Below are 24600 nucleotides of genomic sequence, written 5' to 3' on the forward strand. Positions count from 1 at the left end.
GGCGGCGTCACGGCGCCTCGCCTTCGCGCGCGTGCTGCTCGGTGAAGAGGGCGATGGTCTCCAGCAGGCTGCCCAGCAGGGGCAGGGGCTCCTTGTTGAGGCGGAAGCAGTGCAGGTCCATCGAATGGTCCACGTCGGTCGCCAGCGATCGGTAGGCGATCTCCGGCACGTGCACGTTGACCATCGACTCCGGAACCAGCGTCACGCCGACGCCCACGGCGGCCAGCAGGGTCGCGGTCACGACGTTGCTCGAGGGCTCTGCGAGGCGCGGAATGAAGCCCGCCTTGCGGCAGATCTCCACCACGCGCGATGCCGCGGTGACCTCCGACCCGAGGATGAAGGTCTCCTCGCGCAGGTCGCCGATGTGCACCCACTCGTGCTGGGCGAGCGGATGCGAGCGGTGCATAGCGACGAGCAGCCGTTCGCGGCAGATGAGCTGCACGTGGATGTCGGGCTCGATGGGCACCATGCGCTCGAACACGATGTCGACCTGGCCGCGCCGCAGGGCCTGGACCTGCGCCGGGGTCTGCGCGTAGTGGAGCGTGAGTTCGACGTCCGGCGAGGACAGCCGGAACTGCCGCAGGATGCGCGGCACCACGCCGTAGATGGAGGAGCCGTAGACGCCCACGCGCAGGTGGCCGGAGCGCCCGGTGCCCGCCCGCCGCGTCTTGCGCGTGGCCTGCTGCACCAGGCTCTCGATGTTGCGGGCCTCCTCCAGCAGGGCGGTGCCGGCCTGGGTGAGTTCCATGCCGGTGGCGGTGCGCTCGAAGAGGCGCACGCCGAGTTCCGCTTCCAGGGCCTGGATGTGACGGCTCAACGGCGGTTGCGACAGGCACAGGCGCACCGCCGCCTTGCTCAATTGCCCTTCCTCCGCCACGGCGATGAAAGAGGAAAGCTGCCTCAGGTCCATCGACCCTCCCTTCAATTTGAGTAAGACCCCTTGCCGATTGAGCATTGGATCATTGCGCGCGATTTCCCGACACTCGCCGCTCCGAGGCCAGGAGACGACATGGACGGAACCCCGGACCGGTGCACGGATGGCCGATGGACCGGCGACGACCCGGACATCGCCCCCATGCCACCGAGAGTCTGACAGGCCCGGAATTGCCGCGCGTCATCAACCCATCGATCCGGAATGAACAAAGAGACAAAGAAGATCGCGCTCAGTGGCGCATCGGGCAACATCGGCCGCATCCTGCGGGTCGAATTGCCGCGCCGGGGCCATGCGCTGAGATCCTGCGGCGGCCGCGAGGCGCTGGCGGCGCGCCACGAGGGCGAGGACGTCATGCACGGCGACCTGAGGCGGCCCGAGATCGTGGACCGCCTGCTGCGGGATGTCGATGTGCTCGTCCACATGGCCGGCACGAGCGTCGAGCGGCCCCTGCCCGAGATCATCCAGAACAACCTCGTCGCGCTGCACGAGGTCTACGAGGGCGCCCGTCGCCACGGGGTCGGGCGGGTGATCTTCGCCAGCTCAAACCATGCGTTCGGCATGCACCCGGTCGAGTCCAGGCTCCATCGCGAGGCGACCTACCGGCCCGACGGCTTCTACGGCCTGTCGAAGATGTGGGGCGAAGGCATGGCCCGCCTCTACTGGGACAAACACGGCATCGAATCGGTCTGCCTGAGGATCGGCAGCGCGGAGAAGGCGCCGGCCAACCGGCGCCACCTGAGCACCTGGCTCGGCCCCGACGACCTGATCCACCTGATCGAGCGCGCCATCGAGGCCCCCGACGTCGGCTATGCGGAGGTCTGGGGCATCTCGAACAACCGCCGCGCCTATTGGGATGTGTCCGAACCCAATGCCATCGGCTACGAACCCCGCCAGGACGCCGAGGACTGGGCCGCCACGGTCGAGCACGTCGTCGCGCATCCGGATCCGTTGAGCGCGCGCTTCCAGGGCGGAGCCTTCGTCGTCGACGGGTATTCGCGCGAACGTGGCGACGCCTCGACGCCCGTCTAGCGACCGCGCGCGACATCCTGCGATGCCATCGGGCGCCGCAATTGCATCGAATCCCGAAATTCCAACGAACGACAGAGACAAGACCATGAAGATCCACAAGACCCTGCGTGCCCTGACATTCGTCGCCGCGATGACATCGACGCTCGCCCAGGCGACGGAGTTCCGCTCGGCGGACATCCATCCGGACGACTACCCGACGGTGACGGCGGTGAAGTTCATGGGTGAGCGGCTCAAGGCGCTGTCCGGGGGCAAGCATTCGATCAAGGTGTTCAACAACTCCGCGCTGGGCAACGAGAAGGACACGATCGAGCAGACCAAGATCGGGGCGCTGCAGATGGTGCGGGTGAACATCGCGCCGATGAACAACATCTGCGCGGAGACCCAGGTGCCCACGATGCCGTTCCTGTTCCGCTCGGTGGACCACCTGCACAAGGTGCTCGACGGCCCGATCGGCGAGGACATCCTCAAGAGCTGCGAGAAGCAGGGCTTCGTGGGGCTGGCCTACTACGACAGCGGCGCGCGCTCGATGTTCACGGCCAAGCGGGCGGTGCGCAGCTTCGCCGACATGAAGGGGCTGAAGGTGCGGGTGCAGCAGTCGGACCTGTGGGTGACGATGCTCGAGGCGATGGGGGCGAACGCCACGCCCATGCCCATGGGGGAGGTCTACACGGGCCTGAAGACCGGGCTGATCGACGCGGCGGAGAACAACTACCCGACGTACGAGAGCGCGCGCGCCTTCGAGGTGGCCAAGTACTACACCAAGACCGAGCACTCGATGGCCCCGGAGATGCTCCTGTTCTCCAAGCGCGCCTGGGACCGGCTCTCCGCCGAGGAGCAGGGCTGGATCCGCCAGGCGGCCAAGGAGTCGGTGCCCTACATGCGCAAGCAGTGGGAGGCGCGCGAGGTGAAGTCGCTCGCCACCGTGAAGGCCGGGGGCGCGGAGATCATCGAGATCGACAAGGCGCCGTTCCAGGCGGCGATGAAGCCGGTGTATGACAAGTTCATCACCGACGACAAGCTCAAGGACCTGGTCAAGCGCGTGCAGGACACCAAGTAAGACGAGCACCCCCCTTCCCCATCATGTACACCAAGCTTTGCCGCGCGCTCGCGCGCCTGTGCATGTGGCTGGGCATCGTCGGGCTCATCGCGGTGATCTGCGCGGTGAGCTGGCAGGTGTTCGGCCGCTACGTCCTGAACAACACCCCCACCTGGGCGGAGAGCCTGGCGCTGCTGCTGGTGATCTACGTGACCATGTTCGGCGTGGCCGTGGGCGTGCGCGACGCGGGCCACATCGGGCTGGAGTCGTTCCTGGTGCTCGCGCCGGACTGGCTGCGCCTGAAGATGGAGTTCCTCATCCATGGGCTGGTGCTGGTCTTCGGCGCGGTCATGGCGTGGAACTGCGCCCTCTTGGCCGAGTCGGTGTGGGACTACCGGCTGCCCACCCTGTGGATCTCCGAGGGCTGGAAGTACGTGCCCGCGACGATCGCCGGCGTGCTCATCGTCATGTTCTCCATCGAGCACATCATCGCGCTGGCCAAGGGCCGCGAAGTCGAACCCGCCTGGGCCTGAACATGCTCACCCCCAGTCTTCGCGCACTTCGTGTCGCTTCGCCAACCCCCTTGCAGGGGGCAATACCAGCGGCCCGGCAAAGCCGGCTCCGCGGTATTCCCGGAAGTAACCCATGACCATCCCTCTCCTGATCCTGTGCGTGTCGTTCACGCTGTTCCTGCTGCTGGGCGTGCCCGTGGCGTTCTCCATCGGGCTGTCCGCGCTCGCCACGCTCGCCTACGAGGGCCTGCCCCTGGCCGTGGGCTTCCAGCAGATGACCTCGGGCATGGGCATCTTCTCCTTCCTGGCCATCCCGTTCTTCATCTTCGCCGGCGAGCTGATGCTCTACGGGGGCATCGCTGACCGCATCGTGGACTTCGCGCGCTCGATCGTGGGCCACGTGCGAGGCGGCCTGGGCATGTCCAACGTGGTGGCCTGCACGCTGTTCGGCGGCGTCTCCGGCTCCCCCGTGGCCGACGTCTCGGCCATGGGCGCGGTGATGATTCCGATGATGAAGAAGGAGGGCTATCACGCCGACTACGCGGTCAACGTGACCACTCACGCCGCCCTCGTGGGCGCGCTCATGCCCACCAGCCACAACCTGATCATCTACTCGCTGGCCGCCGGCGGGAAGGTCTCCATCGCCGCGCTGATCCTGGCCGCGCTGCTGCCCGCGGCCATCCTCACCATCAGCAACCTCGCCGCGGCCTACCTGGTGGCCGTCAAGCGCGGCTACCCCGCGGGCACCTTCCCCGGCTGGGCGATCGTCGCGCGGTCGTTCGCCGCGGCGCTGCCCGGCCTGTTCATCGTCGTGCTGATCCTGGGGGGCATCCTCTCGGGCATCTTCACGGCCACCGAGTCGGCCGCCGTGGCCGTGCTCTACGCGCTCGCCCTCACGGTGCTCGTCTACCGCAGCATCAAGTGGGAGCACTTCATCAAGGCGGCCTCCAAGGCCGTGCGCACCACCGGGGTCATCCTGCTGCTCATCGGCATCTCCAGCACCTTCGGCTACCTCATCAGCCTCTACGGCGTGGCCGAGCTCACCGGGCAGATGCTCTCCCAGATCACCACCACCCCGTGGCTGATCTTCCTGATGATCAACGTCATCCTGTTCGTGCTGGGCACCTTCCTGGACATGGCCGCCACCATCTTGCTGTGCACGCCGATCTTCCTGCCCATCGCCCAGCAGTACGGCATGACCTCCGTGCAGTTCGGCATCGTGCTGCTGATCAACTGCGCCCTCGGGCTGAACACCCCCCCCGTGGGCACCACCCAGTTCGTGGGCTGCGCCATCGGAGGGGTCTCCGTGGGCACCGTCATGCGCACCATCTGGCCCTTCTACGGCGCCCTCGTCTTCGCCCTCGCCCTCGTCACCTTCGTCCCCGCCTTCTCCACCTGGCTGCCCAGCATGTTCATGGCGGTCAAGTAGGAGGCCATGGCGCAGGACGCACCGGGCGTCGCTTTCAGATTTCTTTCGGATTTCAAACGCAGGAGACAAGCCATGAAGCAGAACAAAACGTCGATCGTCATCGGAGCACGCGCAGCCCCGCTCCCGTCCCGCCGGCCGCTGACGCTGGCCCTCGCCACCGTCTTCGGCGCGACCGCCCTGACCCTCGCGGCCTGCGGCGGTGGCGACGGCGGCACGGTGGAGGTCGCCCAGCCCGCGCTCGGCACGCGCTCCAAGCCGATCCTCGCGGTGGACGGTCGCCAGTTCAAGGACCTCAACGGCAACGGCCGGCTCGATGTCTACGAGGACTGGCGCTTCGGCACCGACGCGCGCATCGCCGATCTCGTCGCCCAGATGACGCTGGAGGAGAAGGCCGGCCTGATGCTGATCGACACGATGAACGCCGGCACCGACGGCGCGCCGCCGGCCAACGCCGGCACGTTCATTAACGACAACAAGATGCGACGCTTCATCTTCCGCAGCGTCGTGACCGCGACGCCCACGGCGGGTCAGGTGACGCCGCTGCAGGCGGCAAGTTTCATGAATTCGGTGCAGGCGCTGTCGGAGGCATCGCGTCTGGGCATCCCATCGGTCTTCAAGTCCAACGCGCGCAACCACTACGAGAAGGACGCCCGTGTTGGCATCAACGAGGCCGCGGGCGCGTTCACCGAATTCCCCAAGGAAGCCGGCATTGCCTCGGCGGCGCTCGGCGAGGAGGCCCTGCGGACGGGCGCCGCGCCGACGGCGGGCGACATGTCGATCGTGCGCACCTTCGCGCAGACCATGGGCGACGAGTGGAAGTCCATCGGCCTGCGCGGCATGTATGGCTACATGGCCGACATGTCGACCGAGCCGCGCTGGTACCGCGTCCACGAGACGTTCACGGAGAACGCCGACCTCAATTCGAACATCATCCGCACCCTGGTCGAGACGCTGCAGGGCCCGATGGTGAACGGCAGCTCGGTCAGCCCCGCATCGGCGGTGGCCCTGACGATGAAGCACTTCCCGGGCGGCGGGCCGCAGGAACTGGGCCTCGATCCCCACTACACGTTCGGCAAGACGCAGGTCTATCCGGGCGGCAATTTCGGCTATCACCTCAAGCCGTTCATGGCGGCGATCGACGCGGGCGTCTCGGCCGTCATGCCGTACTACGGCGTGCCCATCGAGGTCACCTACGACGGCGTGCGGTACGACCAGACCGGGATGGCGTTCTCCAAGCAGATCGTGACCGACCTGCTGCGCGGGAAGCTCGGCTTCAAGGGCTACGTCAACTCCGACACTGGCGTCATCAATGACCGCGCCTGGGGTCTGGAGCGCAAGACCGTGCCGGAGCGCGTGGCCGCGGCCATCAATGGCGGCACCGAGACGCTGTCGGGCTTCAACCAGGTCAAGACCATCGTCGATCTGGTCAACACCAACCTGCTGACCATGGCGCGCGTCGACGAGGCCGCCCGGCGCCTGCTGAAGGAACAGTTCGAGCTCGGCCTGTTCGAGAACCCGTACGTCGACGCGAGCCTGGCCACGGCGGCGATCGGCAGCGACGCCAACCGGGCGAAGGGACTCGAGGTCCAGCGCAAGTCGATCACCCTGCTGCAGAACCAGGACGGCACGCTGCCGCTGAGGGCGGGGTCGCGGGTCTACGCCATGGGCATCGCCAAGAGCGATGTCGAGCGCTACGGCTTCACCGTCACCGACGGCGAGGCGCTGGTCAACGGCGTGCGGCCCAGCGCCGCCGGGGCCGACTACGCGGTGATCCGTGTGGAAGTCTCCAATCCGCGCGCGGCCACCGCGCTCTACCGCAGCAACGACCCCGCCACCGGCGCGAATCCGGCGCGCATCAGTCCGATCACCGGCCGGGCTTGGGGCGCGGACGACCCCACCGGGCTGGACAACGGCATCGGCTTCGGCGGCGCCTACCCGTGGGAGGCCAGCAACCTGTCGTTCACCACGATGGCGGCCTCGCAGTCCTGGCAGATCTCGCCCAAGCTGGCCGACATCCAGGCGGTGATGAACGAGGTCGGTCCGAAGAAGACGGTGCTGAGCATCTATTTCCGCCAGCCCTACGTGATGGACGAGGCCAGCGGTCTGAGGAACGCCGGCGCCATCGTGGCGGGGTTCGGCGTCGGCAACACGGCGCTGCTCGACGTGCTGAGCGGCCGGTTCAAGCCCCAGGGCCGGATGCCGTTCGCGCTGGCCAGCAACCTGCAGGCCGTCATCGACAACCAGCCCGACGTGCCCGGCTACCCGGCCAAGGACACGCTGTTCCCGTTCGGGTTCGGGCTCGGTTACTGAAGCGCGTGCCGCGAGACATCCTGACAAGAACTCCAAGGAGACAAACATGAACCTCACCCCCCCGCGCCTCGCCAGGACCGCCATCACCATCGCCATCACCGCCGTCCTCGCCGTCGGCTGCGGCGGCAGCGACGATGACAACCACGGCACGACCACGCCGCCCGTGACTTCGCCTCCTGTCACCACGGCTCCGGTGACGACGGATGCAGTCCGCACGACCACGGCGCTGAACAAGGACTGGCGCTTCGTGCTCGATGACGGTTTGACCGACGCCCAGGCGCTCGCTGCGAGCCTGCCGAACGCGGTGCCGGTGACGCTGCCCCACACCTGGAATGCGGTCGACGCCGCCACCACGGCGCAATCGACGCCTGCGACGCCGCTCTACAAGCGCGGTGTCGGCTGGTACCGGTTGGAGTTCGACAACGCGACAGCAGGCTCCGGCCGCAAGTGGCTGCAGTTCGACGCGGCAAGCATCACGGCCGACGTCTGGCTCAACGGCGCCAAGCTGGGACAGCATCGCGGCGCGTTCACCGCGTTCCGCTTCGACGTCACCGGCCTGCTGAAGCCCGGCGGCAACGTGCTGGTCGTGAAGACCGACAACCGCGCGGCCGCGCGCGACGGCGACGTGAACGCCATCGCGCCGTTGAGCGGCGATTTCAACATCTCAGGGGGCCTCTACCGGGGCGTGTCGCTGGTCTCGACGACCGCGCCCCTGCACATCGCGCTGGGTGACCTGGGCGGACCCGGCGTCTATGCCAGGACCACCAGCGTGAGCGGCGCCGACGCGGTCGTCAATGTGGTGACCAAGCTGGAGAACGCCCTGCAGGCGGCCGGTACCTACACCGTCACCTCGTCACTCCTGGACAGCGAGGGCAAGGCGGTCCGGCAGACAGCGACCAGCCGGGTGGACGTCAAGCCGGGCGAACCCGTCGCAGTGGCCCAGGACCTGAAGCTTGCCGACGTCCGGCTGTGGCAGGGTTTGGCCGACCCCTACCTGCACAAGCTGGTGGTCGAGGTCAAGGACGCCGGCGGCGGTGTGCTGGACAAGGTGGTGCGCGAGTTCGGCGTGCGTCAGATGCGCTTCGATTCCAACCAGGGGTTCTTCCTCAACGGCCGCAGCGTGCCATTGCGCGGCGTCAACATGCACCAGGACATGCTGGGCAAGGGCTGGGCGGTGTCGGAGCAGGACGTCGACCGGTCGTTCGCGCTGATCAGGGAGGTCGGCGCGAACACGTTGCGCATGGCGCACTACCCGCATTCGGACTACGCCGTGCAGCAGGCCGACCGGCTCGGTCTGGTCGTGATGGCCGAACTGCCTTTCGTCAACGCCAGTTCCGTGACCCGCCTGGCCGACCCCGAAGCGACCGGCTTCGCGGAGAACGCGCGGCTGCAGCTGCGCGAGCTGATCCGCCAGAAATACGACCACGCCTCGGTGGGCATCTGGTCGGTGGGCAACGAGGTGCAGGGTGGCGACGACACCCAGAACAACGTGAAGGCTTTGTTCAAGAGCCTGCACGAGACGGCCAAGGCCGAGGACCCGGGCCGGATCACCACCCTCGCCAACCAGATCAACCGCAGCGGCGACGTGGTGCGGCCCGACGCCATCACCCTGACCGGCGTGACCGACAGCTTCAGCGTCAACCGCTACTTCCAGTGGTACTACGGCCAGTCGGAGACCCAACTGGGCGACAACCTGGACGCCATCCATGCCGCGAGCCCGGCGCAGCCCATCGGCGTGACCGAGTACGGCGCCGGCAGCGGCCTCACGCACCACACCGACGACGTGCGGGGCGGGCGCGTGTGCTCCAGCGACACGAGCGGGGCCACCCGCATCTGCTACCAGCCCGAGGGCTACGCCAATTACGTCCACGAGAAGGCCTATGGCCAGATGAACCCGCGCGCCTACCTGATGGGGACCTGGATCTGGAACATGTTCGACTTTGGCTCGGGCAACCGCCACGAGGGCGACATCGGTCAGACCAACACCAAGGGGATGGTGACCTTCGGGCGCGAGGTGAGGAAGGACGTGTTCTTCTTCTACAAGGCCAACTGGACGCAGACGCCGGTAACCTACATCGCGGAGCGCCGCCACACCGACCGCGTCTACCGGACGGCGCCGGTGAAGGTCTACAGCAACGCGACCTCGACCGCGCTGCGCGTCAACGGCGTGGAGGTGGCGCGCAAGGCGGCGATCGAGTGCCCGCTGCGAGTCTGCGACTTTGGCGAGGTCGCACTCGCCGCCGGTCCCAACACCGTGTCCGCCGTGGGCGAGCATGCCGGCCAGAGCGTCGCGGACACCGTCACCTGGACCCTGTCGCCCCGCAACGTCGACAACGTCTACATCGCCGCCGGCCAGCTGACCAGCGGCTTCGTCTCCAGCGACGCGCTGCTGGGCAGCAACAAATACGGTTCGGACAAGTACTTCCAGAACGGCGAGCTGCCGCCGCTGTCGGGTCGCAGCACGGTCGGGTTCTCCGGCGCGGTGCCGATCGCCGGGCTGGGCACGACCACGGTCCCGGAAACCGGGCGGGTCTGGGACATGTGGCGTGAGGGCCCCGACTTCACCTACGAGATCCCCGTCGCCAACGGCACCTACAAGGTGACGCTGGGTTTCGTCGAGCCGACCGCGACCACGGCGGGCGCCCGGGTCTTCAGCGTGACGTCCGAGGGCGCGCCGGCGATCACCAACCTGGACATCTTCGCGGCCACGGGCGCGGCGAGGGCCGCGACGGCCCGCTCCTTCACCTCGACCGTGGCCGATGGCCGGTTGACGCTCCGGTTCGTGGGCAGCACCGGTCGCGCCCTGGTCTCCAACTTGGCCGTCGAGCGTCAATAGGTCTGCGGCAGACTGCATGGTTCGCGCGCGAAAGGCAGCACCAGCCCGGGCCGGCCGGAGTCGACCGGCTCCTCAGCGTCCGGCGTTCGCGGGATCGGCCGATGCCATCGGCAGCACGACGGTGAACGTGCTGCCCTGTCCGAGGCCCCGGCTCTGCGCGCTCACGCTGCCGCCGTGGTGCTGGAGGATCTTCCGCACGATGGCCAGCCCCAGACCCAGTCCGCCTTCCGCGTTGGAGGCGGCGCCCGGCGCCTGCACGAACGCCTCGAACAGCTCGGCGATGGAACCCGGGTCCATGCCGGTGCCGTTGTCGCTCACGGCGACCACGGCCTCGCGCGCGGCCGAGGCGCGGACGTCCAGATGGAGGGTGCCGCCCGGGTCGGTGTACTTGGCGGCGTTGTTCAGCAGGTTGGCGAAGACCTGGACCAGCCGCGTCGGGTCTCCCAGCACCTCGATGGGCTGCGGGCCCGTGTCGACCTGCAGGCGGTGCCCCTTCTTGGCGATCAGGGGCTCGCTCTGTTCCACCGCCTGTTCGATCACCTGCTGCAGATTCACGCGTCGCCGTTCCATCGTCAGGTCCTCGCGCATCACGCCCGAGAGGTCGGTCAGGTCGTTGGCCATGCGCGTCATGTGCCGGACCTGCCGCTCAATCAGCTCGCTCGCCCAGACCACGCGCCTGGCGTCGTCGGGCGTCCGGCGCAGGACCTCGCAGGCGGTGTGCAGTGCCGACAGGGGATTGCGGATCTCGTGACCGAGGGTGGCCATGGCGTTGTCCTTGGCCCGGTTGCCGGCCCGCAGTTGCCGCACGCTCTGGGCCAGGGCGTGGCGCGACGCCCGCAGGCGCCCGCCGATCGCGCCGATGCTCAGTCCGATCACGAGGAACAGCACGGTCCGGCTGATGTTCTCCAACTGCAGGATGCGCTCGATGCCGGCATCGCGGCCGATGAACAGGTAGGTGCCGATGGACGCGCCCAGCAGCGTGGCGAGCAGCGCGGGCCCGAAGCCGCCGCCGAACGCGGCGACCACGATCGCCAGCGAGAGGATGAGGTAGGGCCCCTGCTGACCCAGGAGCGGGTTCAGCAGGTAGCGCAGGGCCAGGGCGGCGGCGACGGCGGCGAGGGCGAGCGCGTAGTCGCGCGGCTGGGCGCGGACCGTGGGCGGTTCGGGCGGCAGCAGGGTCACGATCGCGGGGCCTGGAGGGTCTGAAGCATCGGTTTTCGACTTCTTTTGACGCATCTTAGCCAGCGGGCAGGCGGGCAGGCGGGCGACAGGGATCGGTGCACGGACGGGACGTGTGCGACGGCGCAGCATCGAGCCTCCCAATGCCACGGCGCCACAATGCCGCCGCGACGAACGACAAGCGGGAACGGCGTTGTCCGACATTCGCCTAACTGTACATTCATACAGTTGATTCTTTTTTGGAGCATTCCATGACCGACAAGACGACCCAAGCCCATGCCGATGAAAGCAACATGAAGAAGGACCCCAGCGACTGGGTCACCGGCGACGAGAAGATGACCGGCGCACAGCACTCCTACCTCAAGACCCTGTCGGAAGAAGCCAAGGTGCCGGTCGAGGACGACCTGACCAAGGCCGAGGCCTCGAAGCGCATCGACGAACTTCAGCACAAGACGGGACGCGGCGAATCGTCTTCCTGAAGCCGGCTCGTCGAGCCCGCATGCGCCCGGCGTCCGGGTGCCGTGGGCCGGCTTATTCGGCCTTCACGCCGGAGCGGGCGACGACGTCGCCCCAGTGCGCGGCTTCCTTCTCGACGAAGGATCCGAACTTCGCCGGCCCCTCGGGCGTGCCCACTTCGACGAAGAGGTGCTCCAGTCCGGCGCGCACCGCCGGGTCGGCCAGTGCCCGGTTCAGGTGCGCGTTGAGTCGCTTCACGACGTCCGGGGGCGTACCGGCCGTCGCGAACAGGCCGAACCAGCCTTCCTGGACCACCGAGGGGTAGTTCAATTCCTTGAACGTGGGCACGTCCGGGAAGAAGCGGCTGCGCCGGTTCGAGGCCACCGCCAGCGGCCTGAGCTTGCCCGCCGAGAAGTAGGGCGCCACCGCGCCCGCCGTGGCGAACATCATGCTGATGCGCGCGCCCACGAGGTCCTGCAGCGCGGGGGGACTGCCCCGGTAGGGGACGTGCAGGAGCGGTCTGCCGCTCGCCCGGGCGAACACGTGGCCCAGCAGGTGGGCGGTGCCACCGATGCCGGTCGAGCCATAGGTGATCGGCGCCGCGCCGATGGGAGCAAGCAGGGCGTCCAGCGTGCCCGGTCCGTCCGTCGAGACGACCAGCACGCTGGCGGAACTGCCGATGAAGCCGATCGGGGCGAAGTCGGCGACCGGGTCGTAGGGGCGTGGGCTGTACACCGCGGGCGCGATGGCGTTGGTGGCGATGTGGCCGAGCAGCAGCGTGTGGCCGTCGGGCTTTGCCTGCGCCACGAATCGGGTGCCGATGACGCCGCCGGCACCGGCCCGGTTGTCGACGACGACCTCGCTGCCCAGGGTCACGCTCAAGCGCGCGGCGACCAGCCGCGCGATGCCGTCGGTCGCTCCGCCGGCCGGGCCCGCCACGACGATGCTGATCGGCCGGCTCGGGTAGGCAGGCGTGTCGTCGATGCCCGCCGCTCGACCGGTGGCGATCAGGGTGCCGCAGAGTCCCAGCGCCAGCGCCGCGATCCATCCGCCGGCGGCGATGCGCGAACTCGTCCGGAAACGGCCGGGACGAGCCGTCATGGGTGGGCCCCGTGGCCGGGCCGCGGCGACGCCGCGCGGTCGCCGACCTGGGTGCGGTACATGAGGCGACGGGTCCGGGGATCGAAGGCATCGCGCCGGTGCAGGGTGACGCGGTTGTCCCAGGCGACCAGATCGCCGGGCTGCCATCGCTGGCGCCACGTGAATCGCTCCTGCGTCGCGGCCCTCCACAGGACGTCGAGCAAGGCCTCGCTGTCGTCGACCGACAGGCCCGTGACGTACGCGTTGCGACGTCGCCCCAGGTAGAGGCTGCGCCGCCCGTTGACGGGATGGACGCGCACCAGCGGGTGACGGGCGCCGACCGTCCCGCGGGGATCGGTGACGCGTTCGAAGCCCAGGCGCAGTTCGCCGGCGCTGTTGAGGCTGGCGTCGTGAACGCACTCGAGTCCGTCGATCGTGCGCTTCAGATCGGCGGGCAAGGCCTCGTAGGCGGCATACAGATTCAGGAACTGCGTGTCGCCGCCGCTCGCCGGGACTTCCCACGCGTGGAGCAGCGCGGCGCGCGGTGGCGTGGGGTTGTAGGTCATGTCGGCGTGCCAGACCGATTCGCCATCGCCGAGACCGCCGATGGGCTGGTCATCGATCCTGACGCTCGAGATCACCGTGACCTCATCGGGCAACGCGTCGATGCTGTGGTGCAGCGCCTTGCTGGCCACGGGCCGCTTGTCCAACGGACCGAAGTGGCGGGAGAACGCGATCAGTCCTGACAGGCTCAGGTGGGTCTGGTCCCGAAAGCGCAGCACCAGATGACGGTCCCACGCCTCTTTCAAGCCCTGGACCGTGCCGGCGTCGAGGGGCGCCATAAGGTCGACGCCGTCGACCTGCGCGCCGATCGCATCGCCCAATGCGGTCACGCGCATTTGATTCGTCACAGCCACGGTCATGTTCGATGCGTCTTCTCGGGTGGGGAAACCCTCATCGTAGGCAGCGGGATCACAAGGTGGAACGATCGCTTCCGCATTAGCAAATGAGAAAAATCGACTTGCCATTGCATCGCATCGGACAGATTGCGGAGATCCTGTCGCTCCTTCGACGCCGGGGTTCGACCGGAACTTCAATGTCCGTCGCGTGAGCCACGTAATCTACTAACGGTTTACGTGGTCTTGGTCGGAGAGCCAGGAGCCAGGAGCCAGGAGCCAGGAGCCAGGAGCCAGGAGCCAGGAGCCAGGAGCCAGGAGCCAGGAGCTTAATTACCAATGACGCGCTCACACAATGTCGCAATGCAAATCATTAGGCGTTAGCCTTTAATCAGCCATCGGACTTGGTCAGCGAGACGAGGGGAATGACTAATTCCGACCGGTGAACGCGATCTTTCGAAGCCGGCCGATATTGGGAACGTCAATGCAGCGATGCCGTGCGCAACCCGATGGTCATTGCCCGGACCCGAAAAGCGTTTTCGCACTCCGAATCGCTGTCAGGAAAATTAAGCCGCTGCGCCCGTGCGGCCTGTCTCGGACTCGAGCCGACGGCTCGACCGGGTCGCTGGCCGACCCTTGTCGGTCCCGATTCAGAAGGCGCGGTCTGCCTTCCTGTACATGATGGTAATATACAAACCATGATCGATCTCGGCGCCATCACCGCTTTTGATTGGGACGAAGGCAATGCCCGCAAGAACGACAAGCACGGTGTCTCGGCGGCCGAAGCCGAACAGGTGTTCTTCAACGCGCCCCTCCTGCTGCTGCAGGATGCGGCACACAGCAGCGAGGAACCGCGCTTCCACGCCCTGGGCCATGCCGACGACCAGCGTGCCTTGCACATCACCTTCACGCTGCGCCACGCGGGCCGATCGATCCGAGTCATTTCAGCCAGAGCCATGTCCCGAAAGGAGCGCGTCATCTATGAACAAGCGAACTAAGGCGATTCCGGCGTTCGACTCCGAAGCTCAGGAGCGGACCTACTGGGAACAGCACGACTCCACCGAGCACCTCGACTGGTTGCAGGCCCGGAAGGTGACCTTGCCCAACCTGAAGCCGACGACCAAGACGATTTCATTGCGGTTGCCTCAGCACCTGCTCGACTCGATCAAGGTGGCGGCCAATGCACGCGACGTGCCCTACCAGTCGCTGATCAAGGTCTGGCTGCAGGAAAAGCTCCACACGTCCTGAACGGCAGCGATCCGGGACGACGCTCGGTCGTGGACGGGCGCGACATCAAGACGATCCTGGCCGTGCCATCCATCGTGGTCATGGTCGGCCTGGCCACGGTGCTGATGCCGCCGCGGGCGTGAGGCGGGGGGCCGCGCCCATGGCACCGCGGACAGAACCGCTATGTCCGGTCGGTCGACGACCGGCGGCACCGGAGCACGTTCCTCATCGTGTTCTTTTGGGCTGGTGCTCGGCTCGGAACCGACTGCGAGCCCGTCGATCACGGCTGGCGCTCATGCATCGATCACGCCATCGCACGAGGCGTCGATCCGCGCGCCATCCCGCCGTCAAGAGGCCGGAATCGTCTAAATCTTCGGTATTCACCAAGCTGCGCGGCTTGATCGAACGTGATCTTTCGCACGCTCGAGACCCCCTGAATCGGGGCTTCCGGGGGGTTTCCAATCTTCAGCAAATTCGGCGCAGGTCGTAAAAACAGCAACACGGTCCTGATGCGCTTCGAATGTTCGGATGCGTGAAGACCACCCGCCGAAACGGCCTTGCCGGTCGTTGTCGATTTCAAAGTCACTCACTTTCAAGGACATTGCCATGAACGGTTTCTTCCAACCCCGATTCAGGTCCCTCGCTTGCGCGGCCGCCGTGGCCGCCGTGCTGGCGACATTGGGCGGATGTTCCTCGAGTGGCCAACTCGGCGCCTCGGCCGGCGGTACGAGCAGCGCCACACCGGGCGGGCTGAACAACCCCAACAAGGACGGTGCTTCCGACAACCTGGGTGGCATGGGTGGCACCGGCAGCGACAAGGACAGCACCTCGGGCACCGGCGTGGCCGACGGCGACACGGGCGCGAGCGGCGGCACGGGCGTCGCCGGTGGCGACACGGGCGCCGGCACGGGCGGTGGCCTGCCCGGGAACCTTCCCGGCGTCCCCGGCGGCACTCCCGGCGGCACGGGCGGCACGGGCGGCACAGGAGGCACCGGCGGCACGGACACCGCCGTGGCCTCGGCCACCGGCCAGCTGCTGGGCAAGACCGGCGAGGTCGTGAGCGGCGTGGGCGAGGTCGTCGCCACCGCCGGGGCCCGCACGGCCCTGGGCGGCGTGCTGGCCGAAGCCGGCGCGACGGTGGGCAGCGCCGGTGCGGCCGTGAGCACGGGCCTCGGCCAGCTGGGCACCGGCCAGGACGTCGTGGGCAAGACCCTCGCGGGCCTGCCGGCGGTCGTCGAGGGCGCGGGCGCGACGGTCTCGACGACCGGCGTCGCGCTCGCCTCGATCGCCGAGGGCACGCCCCTGGGCAGCGTCACGGACGTGGCCGGCAACGTGCTGGGCCGCGTGGGCGATGGCGTCGGCGTCCTCGCCGACCGGCTCGACACCGTGACCGGCGCCGACGTGGTGCGCCAGATCACGGGCGGCGCGAGCCAGGTCGTCGCGCGCATCGACAGCGTGCCCACCCTCACGCAGCGCCTGGGCGACGCCACGGGCATCGGCCAGCCGGTGGACGGGCTGCTCGACGGCGTGGGCAACCGGCTCCAGCAGCTGCCCGTGGGCGGGCTCACCGCGCTCACCCAGCCCGTGGGGGCGACGGTGGCGAGCGTCGGGGGCCTCGTGACCGCGACGGGTGCGGGCGGCGCGGGTGGTATCGGTGGCGCGACGGCCGGCGGCCTGGTCGGCGGCGCGGTCGCCGGGCTGCCGACGGCCATCGGCACGGTCGCGGGCCTGGGCGGCGCCGGTGCGGCGAGCGGCGCGGGCGCGCTGGTGGGCACGGTGGGCACGGCCGCGGGCGTGGGCACCGGCGTGGCCTCGGGCGTGGTCGGCGGCGCGCTGGCCACGGTGGGCGGCATCGCCGGGGGCGTGCTCTCGGGCGGGGCGGGCGCGCCGGTGAGCCAGATCGCCTCGGGCGTGGCCGCGGTGGTGTCGCCAGTGGTGGCGACGGTGGCTTCGGTGCCGGTGGCCGCGACGGTCGCGAACGTCGCGGGCGGCGTGGGCACGGCCGTGGGCCAGACAGTGGGCACCCTTGGCACGGCCGTCGGAGGCCTCAGCGGGGGCTCGGCCACGGGCGGGGCCACCGGCGGCGGCCTGCTCGTGGGCGTGGGCGCCACGCTCGGCCTGGGCGGCCGCACGGTGTCGAGGTAAGCGACAGCATCGACCGGTCCTGCGACAAAACGCTTCTGAATCGAGGACCGGTCGTGCGTCGCGAACCCGAGCACCATCGACCGTGGAGCAATCGACAGTCTGCGACCGTGGCAGACGATCCTGTGGACCGAACGTGCCGATCAAGGCACCCTGACCGACGGTCCTGCGTCCACAGAGAATTTCCCTGCCAATACAAGATGATTTATGTTAACAGTCTTCTAAGCCGAAGGGTGTTCTGAACTCGTCCCTCGAAGGACGGCATCCCAAAAAGCCTCGCCAGCCTTACCCAGCGGCATGCTCGAGCGATAGAGCCGGATCTCGGTGGGAATGTCGAACCTGCCGTCGGTCGATGCCCTGACAAGGCGTCCGGAGGCCAAGTCGTCCTCGACGAGCGACAGGGGAAGCCAGGCGATGCCGCGTCCGTCGATGGACATCGTCCGGAGCACCGATGCGAGGTGCGCAGTCACCACGACGCGCGTCTTCAGAAGCGCGAGTTGCTGTCCCAGCACCGCCCGCATGATGCGCCCGATGCCGGAGTCGGTGCTGTATTGAAGGACCGGCACGGCATCGCTGCCTTCGTGCGCCAGGGTGAACACGGGATTTCCGTGTCGGTCTCCCGAACAAACTGGAACCAGGGTGTCCGTGCCCACACGACATGACACATAGGCCTCCGTCGGGAGCCCGCCTCTGCTCATCGGATGGGCATGACTCAGCAAGAACTGCGTCTTGTTCTGCTGAATCAAGGCTTCGCAGCGTTGAAGCACGTCGGACATCAACTGGACGGGGCGAACCGTCGTGTGCATTTCGAGCGGACGGAGCCAACGGGGCAGGAACGTGAACGACAGCGCGTGCGTGGAAGCAATCCGCAGGGTGGCCGAATGCGCCTCCGAAATGGCATGTGCTTCCTCGGGAAGGACTGCGAGTCGCTCCATGAGCTCGTCCGCGACATCGCTGAACCACTCGCCACTGATGGTCAACTTGGCCGGCTGAGAACTGCGATCGAACAGCTCGACCCCCAGCCAAGCCTCCAGCGCCCGGATGCGGCGGCTGAAGGCAGGCTGGGTCACGTTTCTTTCCTGCGCGGCTCTGGAAAAGCTCCCGGTCGCGGCGAGTGCCTTGAAGTCGGCGAGCCACAGAAAGTTCATGTCGGTGCTTTCAAAGCATGGATAGCGAGAAAAAGAGCATTGGCCGCGAAGTCCGAAACATCGGACGATCGTTCGACCCAATCACTCAAGAGGCACAAACATGAAGATCGTCGAGATCCGCGAGAAGACCCTTCCCATCAGTTCGCCCATCCGCAATGCCTACATCGACTTTAGCAAGATGACCCTCAGCCTGGTCGCCGTGATCACCGACGTGATCCGCGACGGCAAGCCGGTCGTGGGCTACGGCTTCAACTCCAACGGCCGCTACGGACAGGGCAAGCTCATGCGCGAGCGTTTCATCCCGCGCATCATGGAAGCCGACCCGGCTTCGCTGGTCGACGACGCCGGCACCAACCTCGATCCGCACCGGATCTGGAACACGATGTTCACCAACGAGAAGCCCGGCGGCCACGGCGAGCGCTCGGTGGCCATCGGCACGATCGACATGGCGGTCTGGGACGCGGTCGCCAAGATCGAGGGCAAACCGCTGTTCCAGCTGCTGGCCGACCGCTACGGCAATGGCACCGCCGACCGCAAGATCTTCGTCTATGCCGCCGGCGGCTACTACTACCCGGGGCAGGACCACAAGAAGCTGCAGGACGAGATGCGCAGCTACATCGACCGGGGCTACACGGTGGTGAAGAAGAAGATCGGCGGCGCCTCGCTCGACGAGGACCTGCGCCGCATCGATTCGATCATGGAGGTGCTGCAGGACGGGCAGAAGCTGTGCGTGGACGCCAACGGCCGCTTCGACCTGGAGACCGCCATCGCCTACGCCAAGGCGCTGTCGCAGTACGACCTGTTCTGGTACGAGGAGCCGGGCGACCCGCTGGACTTCGAGCTGCAGGCCGCGCTGCGCAACTTCTACAAGAACCCCATGGCCACCGGCGAGGACCTGTTCTCCATGCAGGACGCGCGCAACCTGATCCGCTACGGCGGCATGCGGCCCGACCGCGACTGGCTGCAGTTCGACTGCGCGCTCAGCTACGGCCTGGTCGAGTACCTGCGCACGCTGGACATGCTCAAGGAGCACGGCTGGTCGGCGCGCCGCTGCATCCCGCACGGCGGCCACCAGATGTCGCTCAACATCGCCGCCGGCCTGGGGCTGGGCGGCAACGAGAGCTACCCCGACCTGTTCCAGCCCTTCGGCGGGTTCCCCGACGGCGTGAAGGTCGAGAACGGCTTCGTCACGTTGCCCGAGCTGGCGGGCATCGGCTTCGAGGGCAAGGCCGACCTGTACCGCGAGATGCAGGCCCTGTCGGCCTGACATCCAGCGCGCCACGACAAAAAACGGAGACAAGACATGAACCTGCTTTGGCGTTACACCGCCGGCCTGGCCCTGGCTGGCGCTGCCACCCTGGCGTGCGCCGAGTTCCCGGACAAGCCGGTCACGCTCGTCGTGCCCTTCGCCGCCGGCGGCCCTACCGACAAGATCGCCCGCGACCTGGCCGAGGCGCTGCGCAAGCCGCTGGGCCAGACGGTCGTGGTGGACAACGCGCTCGGCGCGGGCGGCACCATCGGCGCGGCCAAGGTGGCGCGGGCCACGCCCGACGGCTACACGCTGCTGGTGCACCACATCGGCATGGCGACGGCGCCGGCGCTCTACCGCAAGCTCGGCTTCAAGGTCCCGGACGACTTCGAGCCGCTCGGCCTCATCAACGAGGCGCCGTCCGTGCTGATCGGCACGCCCGGCCTCAAGGCCGCCAACTTCGCGGAGCTGCGCCAGTACCTCGCGGCCAACGGCAACAAGGTCAACCTGGCCAACGCCGGCCTGGGTTCGGCGTCGCACCTGTGCGGCCTGATGTTCCAGAACGCGCTGAAGGTCACCCTGACCCCCGTGCCCTACAAGGGCACCGCGCCGGCCATGACCGACCTCATCGGCGGCCAGGTGGACCTGATGTGCGAGCAGGCCGTCAACGCCGTGCCGCAGATCGAGGGCGGCAAGGTCAAGGTCTACGGGATCACGAGCCTGCAGCGCCTGCCCCTGCCGGCACTGAAGGACACGCCCACCCTGTCGGAAGCCGGCCTGAAGGATTTCAACGTCCAGGTTTGGCACGGGCTGTACGCGCCGCGCGGCACGCCGCCGGCCGTGCTGGCTAAGCTGAACGCGGCGCTGCGCGCCGCGCTGAAGGACCCCGAGCTCATCAAGCGCGAGGAAGCCCTGGGCCTGACGGTGGTGACCGACGAGCGACTCGACCCGGCCGTTCACCGGAAGTTCGTCGAGGCGGAGAAGACCCGCTGGGCCCAGGTGATCAAGGACGCGGGCGAGTACGCCGACTGAGCGTTCATCGACGTGAAGAATCCGCAGGCCGCGAGGCCTGCGTTTCGCGCCGGCTTCGCTCCCACGGCACAGCTTGAAGATCCGCCGAGCCAGCCGTGGTGATCGGCGATCGCTTCGTTCATCCAGACCTTGGGCGTCAATTCGAACTCAGACCCGGCGAGCGGACCTGCACGCCAAGGCGCAGCCAACGGCCTTTCAGTTTCCCCGGATCACTTTCACGTCCACTTCCGAAGCGAATGCGCAGCATCGCTTCTCCCGCGAAAGGCGGGCGACCGACCTCACGACGGCACCCCGAGGCGGATCACCGATGCCCGCCGTCCGCCCGCACCCGTGCCACGTCCTTCTCCAAGTCTTTCCACGGCCCGGCCTGCGGCGCGAAGCGCGCACGCATGTAGCCGGCGAGTTCGGCGATCTGCGCATCGTCCAGCGCGTCGCGAAAAGCCGGCATGAAACCGATGTCCTTCGTTGCCGGCGCACGCACGCCGTCGAGGATGGTGCGCAGCAGGTTGTCGGGGCGGTCGCTCGTCAGGTTGCCGTTGAGCGCGAGCGGCCGGTTGACGCCGAGCAGCGTGGGGCCGTCGCCGTCGTGGTGGCAGGCGGCGCAGGCGCTGTCGAACATGCGTTGCGCGGGACCGAGCAGCCGGTCTTTCGTGACGGCGGCGGCCTGCACGCGCTGGGACGCCCGGGCCGCCATCGCTGCCTCCGTGATCGCGGGCGCGGATGTGGATGCGGACGAAGCCTCGCCGCCGGTCGTGCCGACCGACGCCAGGTAGGTCGCCATCGCCCGCACGTCCGCATCGGGCACCTGCTGGAGTTCGCGCACGACGTCCGCCATCGGCCCGCCCGCGATCCCATGCCATTCGGTGTGGCCGTCGCGCAGGTAGCGGTAGAGCGCGTCCGCGTTCCACGGCACGGCGGACTTCGACAACCCGCCGAGCGCCGGCGCCTCCCAGCCGTCGGCGACGGCGCCCGACAGGAACGCGGCGCCGCCCTGCTCCGCACCGAGCCCATTGCGCGGCGTGTGGCAGGCACCGCAGTGGCCGAGGCCGTTGACGAGGTAGGCGCCACGGTTCCATTCGGCGCTCTGCGCGGGGACGGCGGCGTACGGCGTTGCGTCGTGAAAGAGCGCATTCCAACCCGCCATCAGCGGGCGCATGCCGAACGGGAATTTCATGTCCGGCTTCGGCGTCTCGGCACGCACGGCCGGCTGCGACATGAAGTACGCATAGAGCGCCTGCAGGTCGTCGTCGCCGGTCTTGGCGAACGCGGTGTACGGAAAGGCCGGATACAGGTGATGGCCATCGCGCGAGATCCCTTCGCGCATCGCGCGCTGGAAGGCGCTGAACGACCAGCGGCCGAGGCCGGTGTCGGCATCGGGCGTGAGGTTGGTGGTGTAGACCGTGCCGAAAGGCGTCGCCATCGCACGGCCGCCTGCGTTGGGCGGGCCGCCTTCGGCCGTGTGGCAGACCGCGCAGTCGCCGATGGCGGCGAGCACGCGGCCGCGTTCGACGGTCGATGCGCTGTAGGCCGGCGTGGTGAAGGCGACGGGCGCGATGGTGGCGCGCCAGCCGAGCAGCCCGGCGACGACGCCCAGACCACCGATGGCGAGCGCGCTGGCGACGGCCCAGGCGCCTCTTGCCTTCGACCCTGTCCCTGTCCTGCTCCGCTTGCTTTCGGCGGGAAGCTGGGAAGGAGACGCCCCGATCTGCGCACCCGCTCCGTCGTCGCGCGCCTGCGGTTTCCCGCCCCCGCCCTCGCCCGGAGAGGACGTGAGCGGATTCAGCGCCGCGCGCACGACTTCGGCCGTGAAGGGCGGCGCACGGAACCGAACCCCCGTCGCATCGAAGATCGCATTCGCGATCGCTGCCGTCCCCGGCACCGACGACGACTCGCCCGCCCCCAGCGGCACTTCGCCCTGGCGCGGCATGTGCACCACCTCGATGACCGGCACCTGCCGGAAATTCAGGATCGGATAGCCACCCCACTCGCGGCTCGCGACCGCGCCCGGGGCCGGCCGTCCCGCGACCACTTCGCCGCCGGGCGCACCGCCGGCGCGCTGCGGCGTGAAACGCACCTCCTCCATCAGCGCGCGGCTGGTGGTCTGGATCACGTTGCCGTGCACCTGGTGCTCGACACCGGCGGGGTTGACCATCAGGCCCGCATCGTGGCCGACGACCACGCGCCGCACGTGCACTTCACCGGTCGTGCGGTTGACTTCCACGTCGGCGACCCACGCCGCCCAGGCCGCCCCGTAGCCCGGCCATTTGCTGTGGACGTAGCGCGCATACGCGAAGCCCTGCCCGAACAGGATGTCGCCGCCCGCGCCCAGCCCGCCGTCGGCGTTCTCCTTCGGCCCGGTGCGCGGGCGCCAGCCGGCCTTCCGCGCCGTCGCCTGCACCAGCTCGATCGCGCGCGGATCGCTCAGGTGCCGCAGCCGGAAAGCCACCGGATCGACGCCCGCCGCCGTCGCCAGTTCGTCGACGTAGGACTCGTGCGCGAACGAATTCGGCAGCGCCGAGACGCCGCGCAGCCACGACGCGCGCACGATCGGCGCCATGTCGTTGACCTTCACGCGCAGGTTCTCGTAGGCGTAGGGCGGGCGCGCCGTGCGGTCGCCCATCTCGTAGGCGTGCGGCACCGGCTCGACGGTGCGCGTGAGCAGCAGCGCGAGCGTCGGCGCGCCGTTCGACGGGTAGGAGGTCTCGAAGTCGTAGGCGGCGACCTGACCGTCGGCCGTCAGGCCGCCGTCGATCTCCATCAGCTGCGCCGCGCCCTTCGGTTCCCACGCATGCTCCTGCTCGCGCGACAGTTGCACGCGCACCGGGGCACCCACCGCGCGCGACAACAGGGCCGCGTCGGCCGCCACGTCGTCGGCGCCATTGCGGCCGTAGCAACCGGCGGCCTCCATGCGCACCACGTCGACCTGCAGTTCGTCCAGCGCCATGAGCCGGGCCAGGTCGGCACGCAGCACGTGCGGGCTCTGCGAGCCGGCCCAGACGCGCAGTTGCTTCCCGTCGACCGCATCGCCCTGCCAGTCGGCCAGCGCGCACGACGGCCCGATCGACGCATGCAGCTGGTAGGGCCAGACATAGGTGCGGCGCATCGGCTGCGCGACCCCGCGCATCGCGCCGTCGACATCGCCTTCGTCGACCAGCAGCCGCTGCGTCGACGGGTTGTCGCGCAGCGCCTGCGCCAGGTCCGTGAGGTCGGGCATGCCGGGCCACGGCTTCCAGCTCACGCGCAGTTCGCGCATCGCCTGCTCGGCATGCTCTTCGCGCTCGGCGACGACGCCGACGAAGTCGCGCAGCACCACCACTGCGCGAAGGCCGGGCACATGGGCGACCGACGATTCGTCGACCGACTCCAGCGTGTTGCCGATGAAGTCGCCGTGGTCCGCGCCCGCGTACGGCGGCCGCACCACGCGGCCGTGCAGCATGCCGGGCACGCGCATGTCGTGCACGAAGACGAGTTCGCCCGCGAGCTTGGCCGGGATGTCGACGCGCGGCTGCGGCCTGCCGACCAGTCGGTAGTCCGCCGCCAGCTTGGTCGGCGTGAACGGGTCGAGTCGCATCACGACGCGCTGGCCGGCGACCAGCGCCCCGACGGCGACGTGCCGCGACGGATCGTCGCGCTGCGACACGATGCCGCCGTCGATGCGCAATGCTTCAGGCGATGCACCGAGCACGGTCGCGGCCCGCGCGAGCAGCCAGTGCCGCGCCTGCGCCGCTGCCGCGCGCAGCGGCACCGCGTGCACCTGGATCGACGCACTCGCGATCGTGCCGCCCTGGTTCGGCGCGCGTGCCGTGTCGCCGAGCACCATGTTCACCGCATCGAAGGCGACGTCGAGTTCCTCGGCGGCGATCTGCGCGAGCGCGGTGCGGATGCCGGTGCCGAGGTCGACGTGGCCGTGCAGCGCCGTGACGCTGCCGTCGTCCCAGACCGCGATCAACACCTCGTCGCCCTCGGCCGGATTGCCCGACACCGCGACCGGCTGGCCGCGCACCGGTGCGGGCGGCGGCGGTGTCGGGCGCACGACGACCAGCACGCCGTCGGCCGAGAGGAAGTCGCCGCGCGTGCGCGGCAGGTCGGCGCGGCGCAGGGTCAT

Annotated in this window: 18 protein-coding genes and 1 pseudogene; 12 read left to right on the forward strand and 7 right to left on the reverse strand. The window is 68.5% G+C overall.

Going from position 1 to position 24600, the window contains the following annotated elements:
* Positions 1-7: 7 nt before the first annotated feature.
* On the reverse strand, positions 8-910 hold the full coding sequence (locus NF681_19090; protein UST55976.1) for a LysR substrate-binding domain-containing protein: 903 nt from the start codon (positions 908-910) through the stop codon (positions 8-10).
* 225 nt (positions 911-1135) lie between these two features.
* Here NF681_19090 and NF681_19095 point away from each other — a divergent pair, with 225 nt between their 5' ends.
* The 6 genes from NF681_19095 to NF681_19120 all read left to right on the forward strand — a co-directional run bounded on the left by NF681_19095 (position 1136) and on the right by NF681_19120 (position 10086).
* Positions 1136-1963, forward strand: a complete 828-nt coding sequence (locus NF681_19095) for an NAD(P)-dependent oxidoreductase (GenBank protein UST55977.1) — start codon at positions 1136-1138, stop codon at positions 1961-1963.
* An 85-nt stretch (positions 1964-2048) separates the two neighbouring features.
* Positions 2049-3020, forward strand: a complete 972-nt coding sequence (locus NF681_19100; protein UST55978.1) for a TRAP transporter substrate-binding protein — start codon at positions 2049-2051, stop codon at positions 3018-3020.
* Between the two features lie 23 nt (positions 3021-3043).
* Positions 3044-3532 (forward strand): TRAP transporter small permease, encoded by a 489-nt coding sequence (locus NF681_19105; protein ID UST55979.1) that lies wholly within the window; start codon positions 3044-3046, stop codon positions 3530-3532.
* A gap of 112 nt (positions 3533-3644) precedes the next feature.
* Complete coding sequence (locus NF681_19110; protein UST55980.1) at positions 3645-4940, forward strand: TRAP transporter large permease; 1296 nt, start codon at positions 3645-3647, stop codon at positions 4938-4940.
* Between the two features lie 72 nt (positions 4941-5012).
* Positions 5013-7250 carry a glycoside hydrolase family 3 C-terminal domain-containing protein gene (locus NF681_19115; GenBank protein UST55981.1) on the forward strand — a complete coding sequence of 746 codons (2238 nt, stop codon included), beginning with the start codon at positions 5013-5015 and terminating at the stop codon, positions 7248-7250.
* Positions 7251-7296: 46 nt separating this feature from the next.
* Positions 7297-10086, forward strand: coding sequence for a malectin domain-containing carbohydrate-binding protein (locus NF681_19120; GenBank protein UST55982.1), 2790 nt, complete (start codon positions 7297-7299; stop codon positions 10084-10086).
* Between the two features lie 72 nt (positions 10087-10158).
* Here NF681_19120 and NF681_19125 read toward each other — a convergent pair whose 3' ends face one another.
* A complete protein-coding gene (locus NF681_19125) occupies positions 10159-11268 on the reverse strand; it encodes a HAMP domain-containing histidine kinase (protein ID UST55983.1) in 1110 nt (369 codons plus the stop codon).
* A 248-nt stretch (positions 11269-11516) separates the two neighbouring features.
* On the opposite strand from NF681_19125, the gene NF681_19130 reads away from it, so the two are divergent.
* Positions 11517-11744: a DUF3072 domain-containing protein gene (locus NF681_19130; GenBank protein ID UST55984.1), complete on the forward strand. Its 228-nt coding sequence runs from the start codon at positions 11517-11519 to the stop codon at positions 11742-11744.
* A 52-nt stretch (positions 11745-11796) separates the two neighbouring features.
* On the opposite strand, the gene NF681_19135 is transcribed toward NF681_19130, so the two are convergent.
* Entirely contained in the window at positions 11797-12822 is a 1026-nt protein-coding gene (locus tag NF681_19135) for a tripartite tricarboxylate transporter substrate-binding protein (protein ID UST55985.1), read from the reverse strand.
* Positions 12819-13700 carry a TauD/TfdA family dioxygenase gene (locus tag NF681_19140; GenBank protein UST55986.1) on the reverse strand — a complete coding sequence of 294 codons (882 nt, stop codon included), beginning with the start codon at positions 13698-13700 and terminating at the stop codon, positions 12819-12821. The genes NF681_19135 and NF681_19140 overlap by 4 nt, the downstream gene beginning before the upstream one ends.
* 695 nt (positions 13701-14395) lie before the next feature.
* On the opposite strand from NF681_19140, the gene NF681_19145 reads away from it, so the two are divergent.
* Positions 14396-14695 carry a BrnT family toxin gene (locus NF681_19145; protein ID UST55987.1) on the forward strand — a complete coding sequence of 100 codons (300 nt, stop codon included), beginning with the start codon at positions 14396-14398 and terminating at the stop codon, positions 14693-14695.
* A complete protein-coding gene (locus tag NF681_19150) occupies positions 14679-14945 on the forward strand; it encodes a BrnA antitoxin family protein (GenBank protein ID UST55988.1) in 267 nt (88 codons plus the stop codon). Before NF681_19145 ends, NF681_19150 begins: the two co-directional genes overlap by 17 nt.
* 815 nt (positions 14946-15760) lie before the next feature.
* Here the strand turns inward: NF681_19150 and NF681_19155 are convergent.
* A pseudogene (locus NF681_19155) lies at positions 15761-15901 on the reverse strand (hemagglutinin).
* Between the two features lie 160 nt (positions 15902-16061).
* Between NF681_19155 and NF681_19160 the strand changes: the two are divergent.
* Complete coding sequence (locus tag NF681_19160) at positions 16062-17069, forward strand: collagen-like triple helix repeat-containing protein (protein UST56011.1); 1008 nt, start codon at positions 16062-16064, stop codon at positions 17067-17069.
* 218 nt (positions 17070-17287) lie between these two features.
* Here NF681_19160 and NF681_19165 read toward each other — a convergent pair whose 3' ends face one another.
* Entirely contained in the window at positions 17288-18214 is a 927-nt protein-coding gene (locus NF681_19165) for a LysR substrate-binding domain-containing protein (GenBank protein ID UST55989.1), read from the reverse strand.
* Positions 18215-18314: 100 nt separating this feature from the next.
* On the opposite strand from NF681_19165, the gene NF681_19170 reads away from it, so the two are divergent.
* Positions 18315-19481: a mandelate racemase/muconate lactonizing enzyme family protein gene (locus NF681_19170; protein UST55990.1), complete on the forward strand. Its 1167-nt coding sequence runs from the start codon at positions 18315-18317 to the stop codon at positions 19479-19481.
* A gap of 36 nt (positions 19482-19517) precedes the next feature.
* Positions 19518-20495, forward strand: a complete 978-nt coding sequence (locus tag NF681_19175) for a tripartite tricarboxylate transporter substrate-binding protein (protein ID UST55991.1) — start codon at positions 19518-19520, stop codon at positions 20493-20495.
* Positions 20496-20796: 301 nt separating this feature from the next.
* Here the strand turns inward: NF681_19175 and NF681_19180 are convergent, their stop codons facing one another.
* On the reverse strand, positions 20797-24600 hold the full coding sequence (locus tag NF681_19180; GenBank protein ID UST55992.1) for a molybdopterin-dependent oxidoreductase: 3804 nt from the start codon (positions 24598-24600) through the stop codon (positions 20797-20799).

This window comes from Comamonadaceae bacterium OTU4NAUVB1 (assembly GCA_024372625.1).
Lineage (GTDB): Bacteria > Pseudomonadota > Gammaproteobacteria > Burkholderiales > Burkholderiaceae_C > Variovorax.

Bases quoted from the DNA above. Each gene is read 5' to 3' on its own strand.
- NF681_19150 (UST55988.1), top strand. From the start codon at position 14,679: ATGAACAAGCGAACTAAGGCGATTCCGGCGTTCGACTCCGAAGCTCAG.
- NF681_19145 (UST55987.1), top strand. From the start codon at position 14,396: ATGATCGATCTCGGCGCCATCACCGCTTTTGATTGGGACGAAGGCAAT.
- NF681_19140 (UST55986.1), bottom strand. From the start codon at position 13,700: ATGCGCGTGACCGCATTGGGCGATGCGATCGGCGCGCAGGTCGACGGC.
- NF681_19090 (UST55976.1), bottom strand. From the start codon at position 910: ATGGACCTGAGGCAGCTTTCCTCTTTCATCGCCGTGGCGGAGGAAGGG.
- NF681_19120 (UST55982.1), top strand. From the start codon at position 7,297: ATGAACCTCACCCCCCCGCGCCTCGCCAGGACCGCCATCACCATCGCC.
- NF681_19105 (UST55979.1), top strand. From the start codon at position 3,044: ATGTACACCAAGCTTTGCCGCGCGCTCGCGCGCCTGTGCATGTGGCTG.
- NF681_19175 (UST55991.1), top strand. From the start codon at position 19,518: ATGAACCTGCTTTGGCGTTACACCGCCGGCCTGGCCCTGGCTGGCGCT.
- NF681_19180 (UST55992.1), bottom strand. From the start codon at position 24,600: ATGACCCTGCGCCGCGCCGACCTGCCGCGCACGCGCGGCGACTTCCTC.
- NF681_19170 (UST55990.1), top strand. From the start codon at position 18,315: ATGAAGATCGTCGAGATCCGCGAGAAGACCCTTCCCATCAGTTCGCCC.
- NF681_19110 (UST55980.1), top strand. From the start codon at position 3,645: ATGACCATCCCTCTCCTGATCCTGTGCGTGTCGTTCACGCTGTTCCTG.
- NF681_19165 (UST55989.1), bottom strand. From the start codon at position 18,214: ATGAACTTTCTGTGGCTCGCCGACTTCAAGGCACTCGCCGCGACCGGG.
- NF681_19115 (UST55981.1), top strand. From the start codon at position 5,013: ATGAAGCAGAACAAAACGTCGATCGTCATCGGAGCACGCGCAGCCCCG.
- NF681_19095 (UST55977.1), top strand. From the start codon at position 1,136: ATGAACAAAGAGACAAAGAAGATCGCGCTCAGTGGCGCATCGGGCAAC.
- NF681_19100 (UST55978.1), top strand. From the start codon at position 2,049: ATGAAGATCCACAAGACCCTGCGTGCCCTGACATTCGTCGCCGCGATG.
- NF681_19135 (UST55985.1), bottom strand. From the start codon at position 12,822: ATGACGGCTCGTCCCGGCCGTTTCCGGACGAGTTCGCGCATCGCCGCC.
- NF681_19130 (UST55984.1), top strand. From the start codon at position 11,517: ATGACCGACAAGACGACCCAAGCCCATGCCGATGAAAGCAACATGAAG.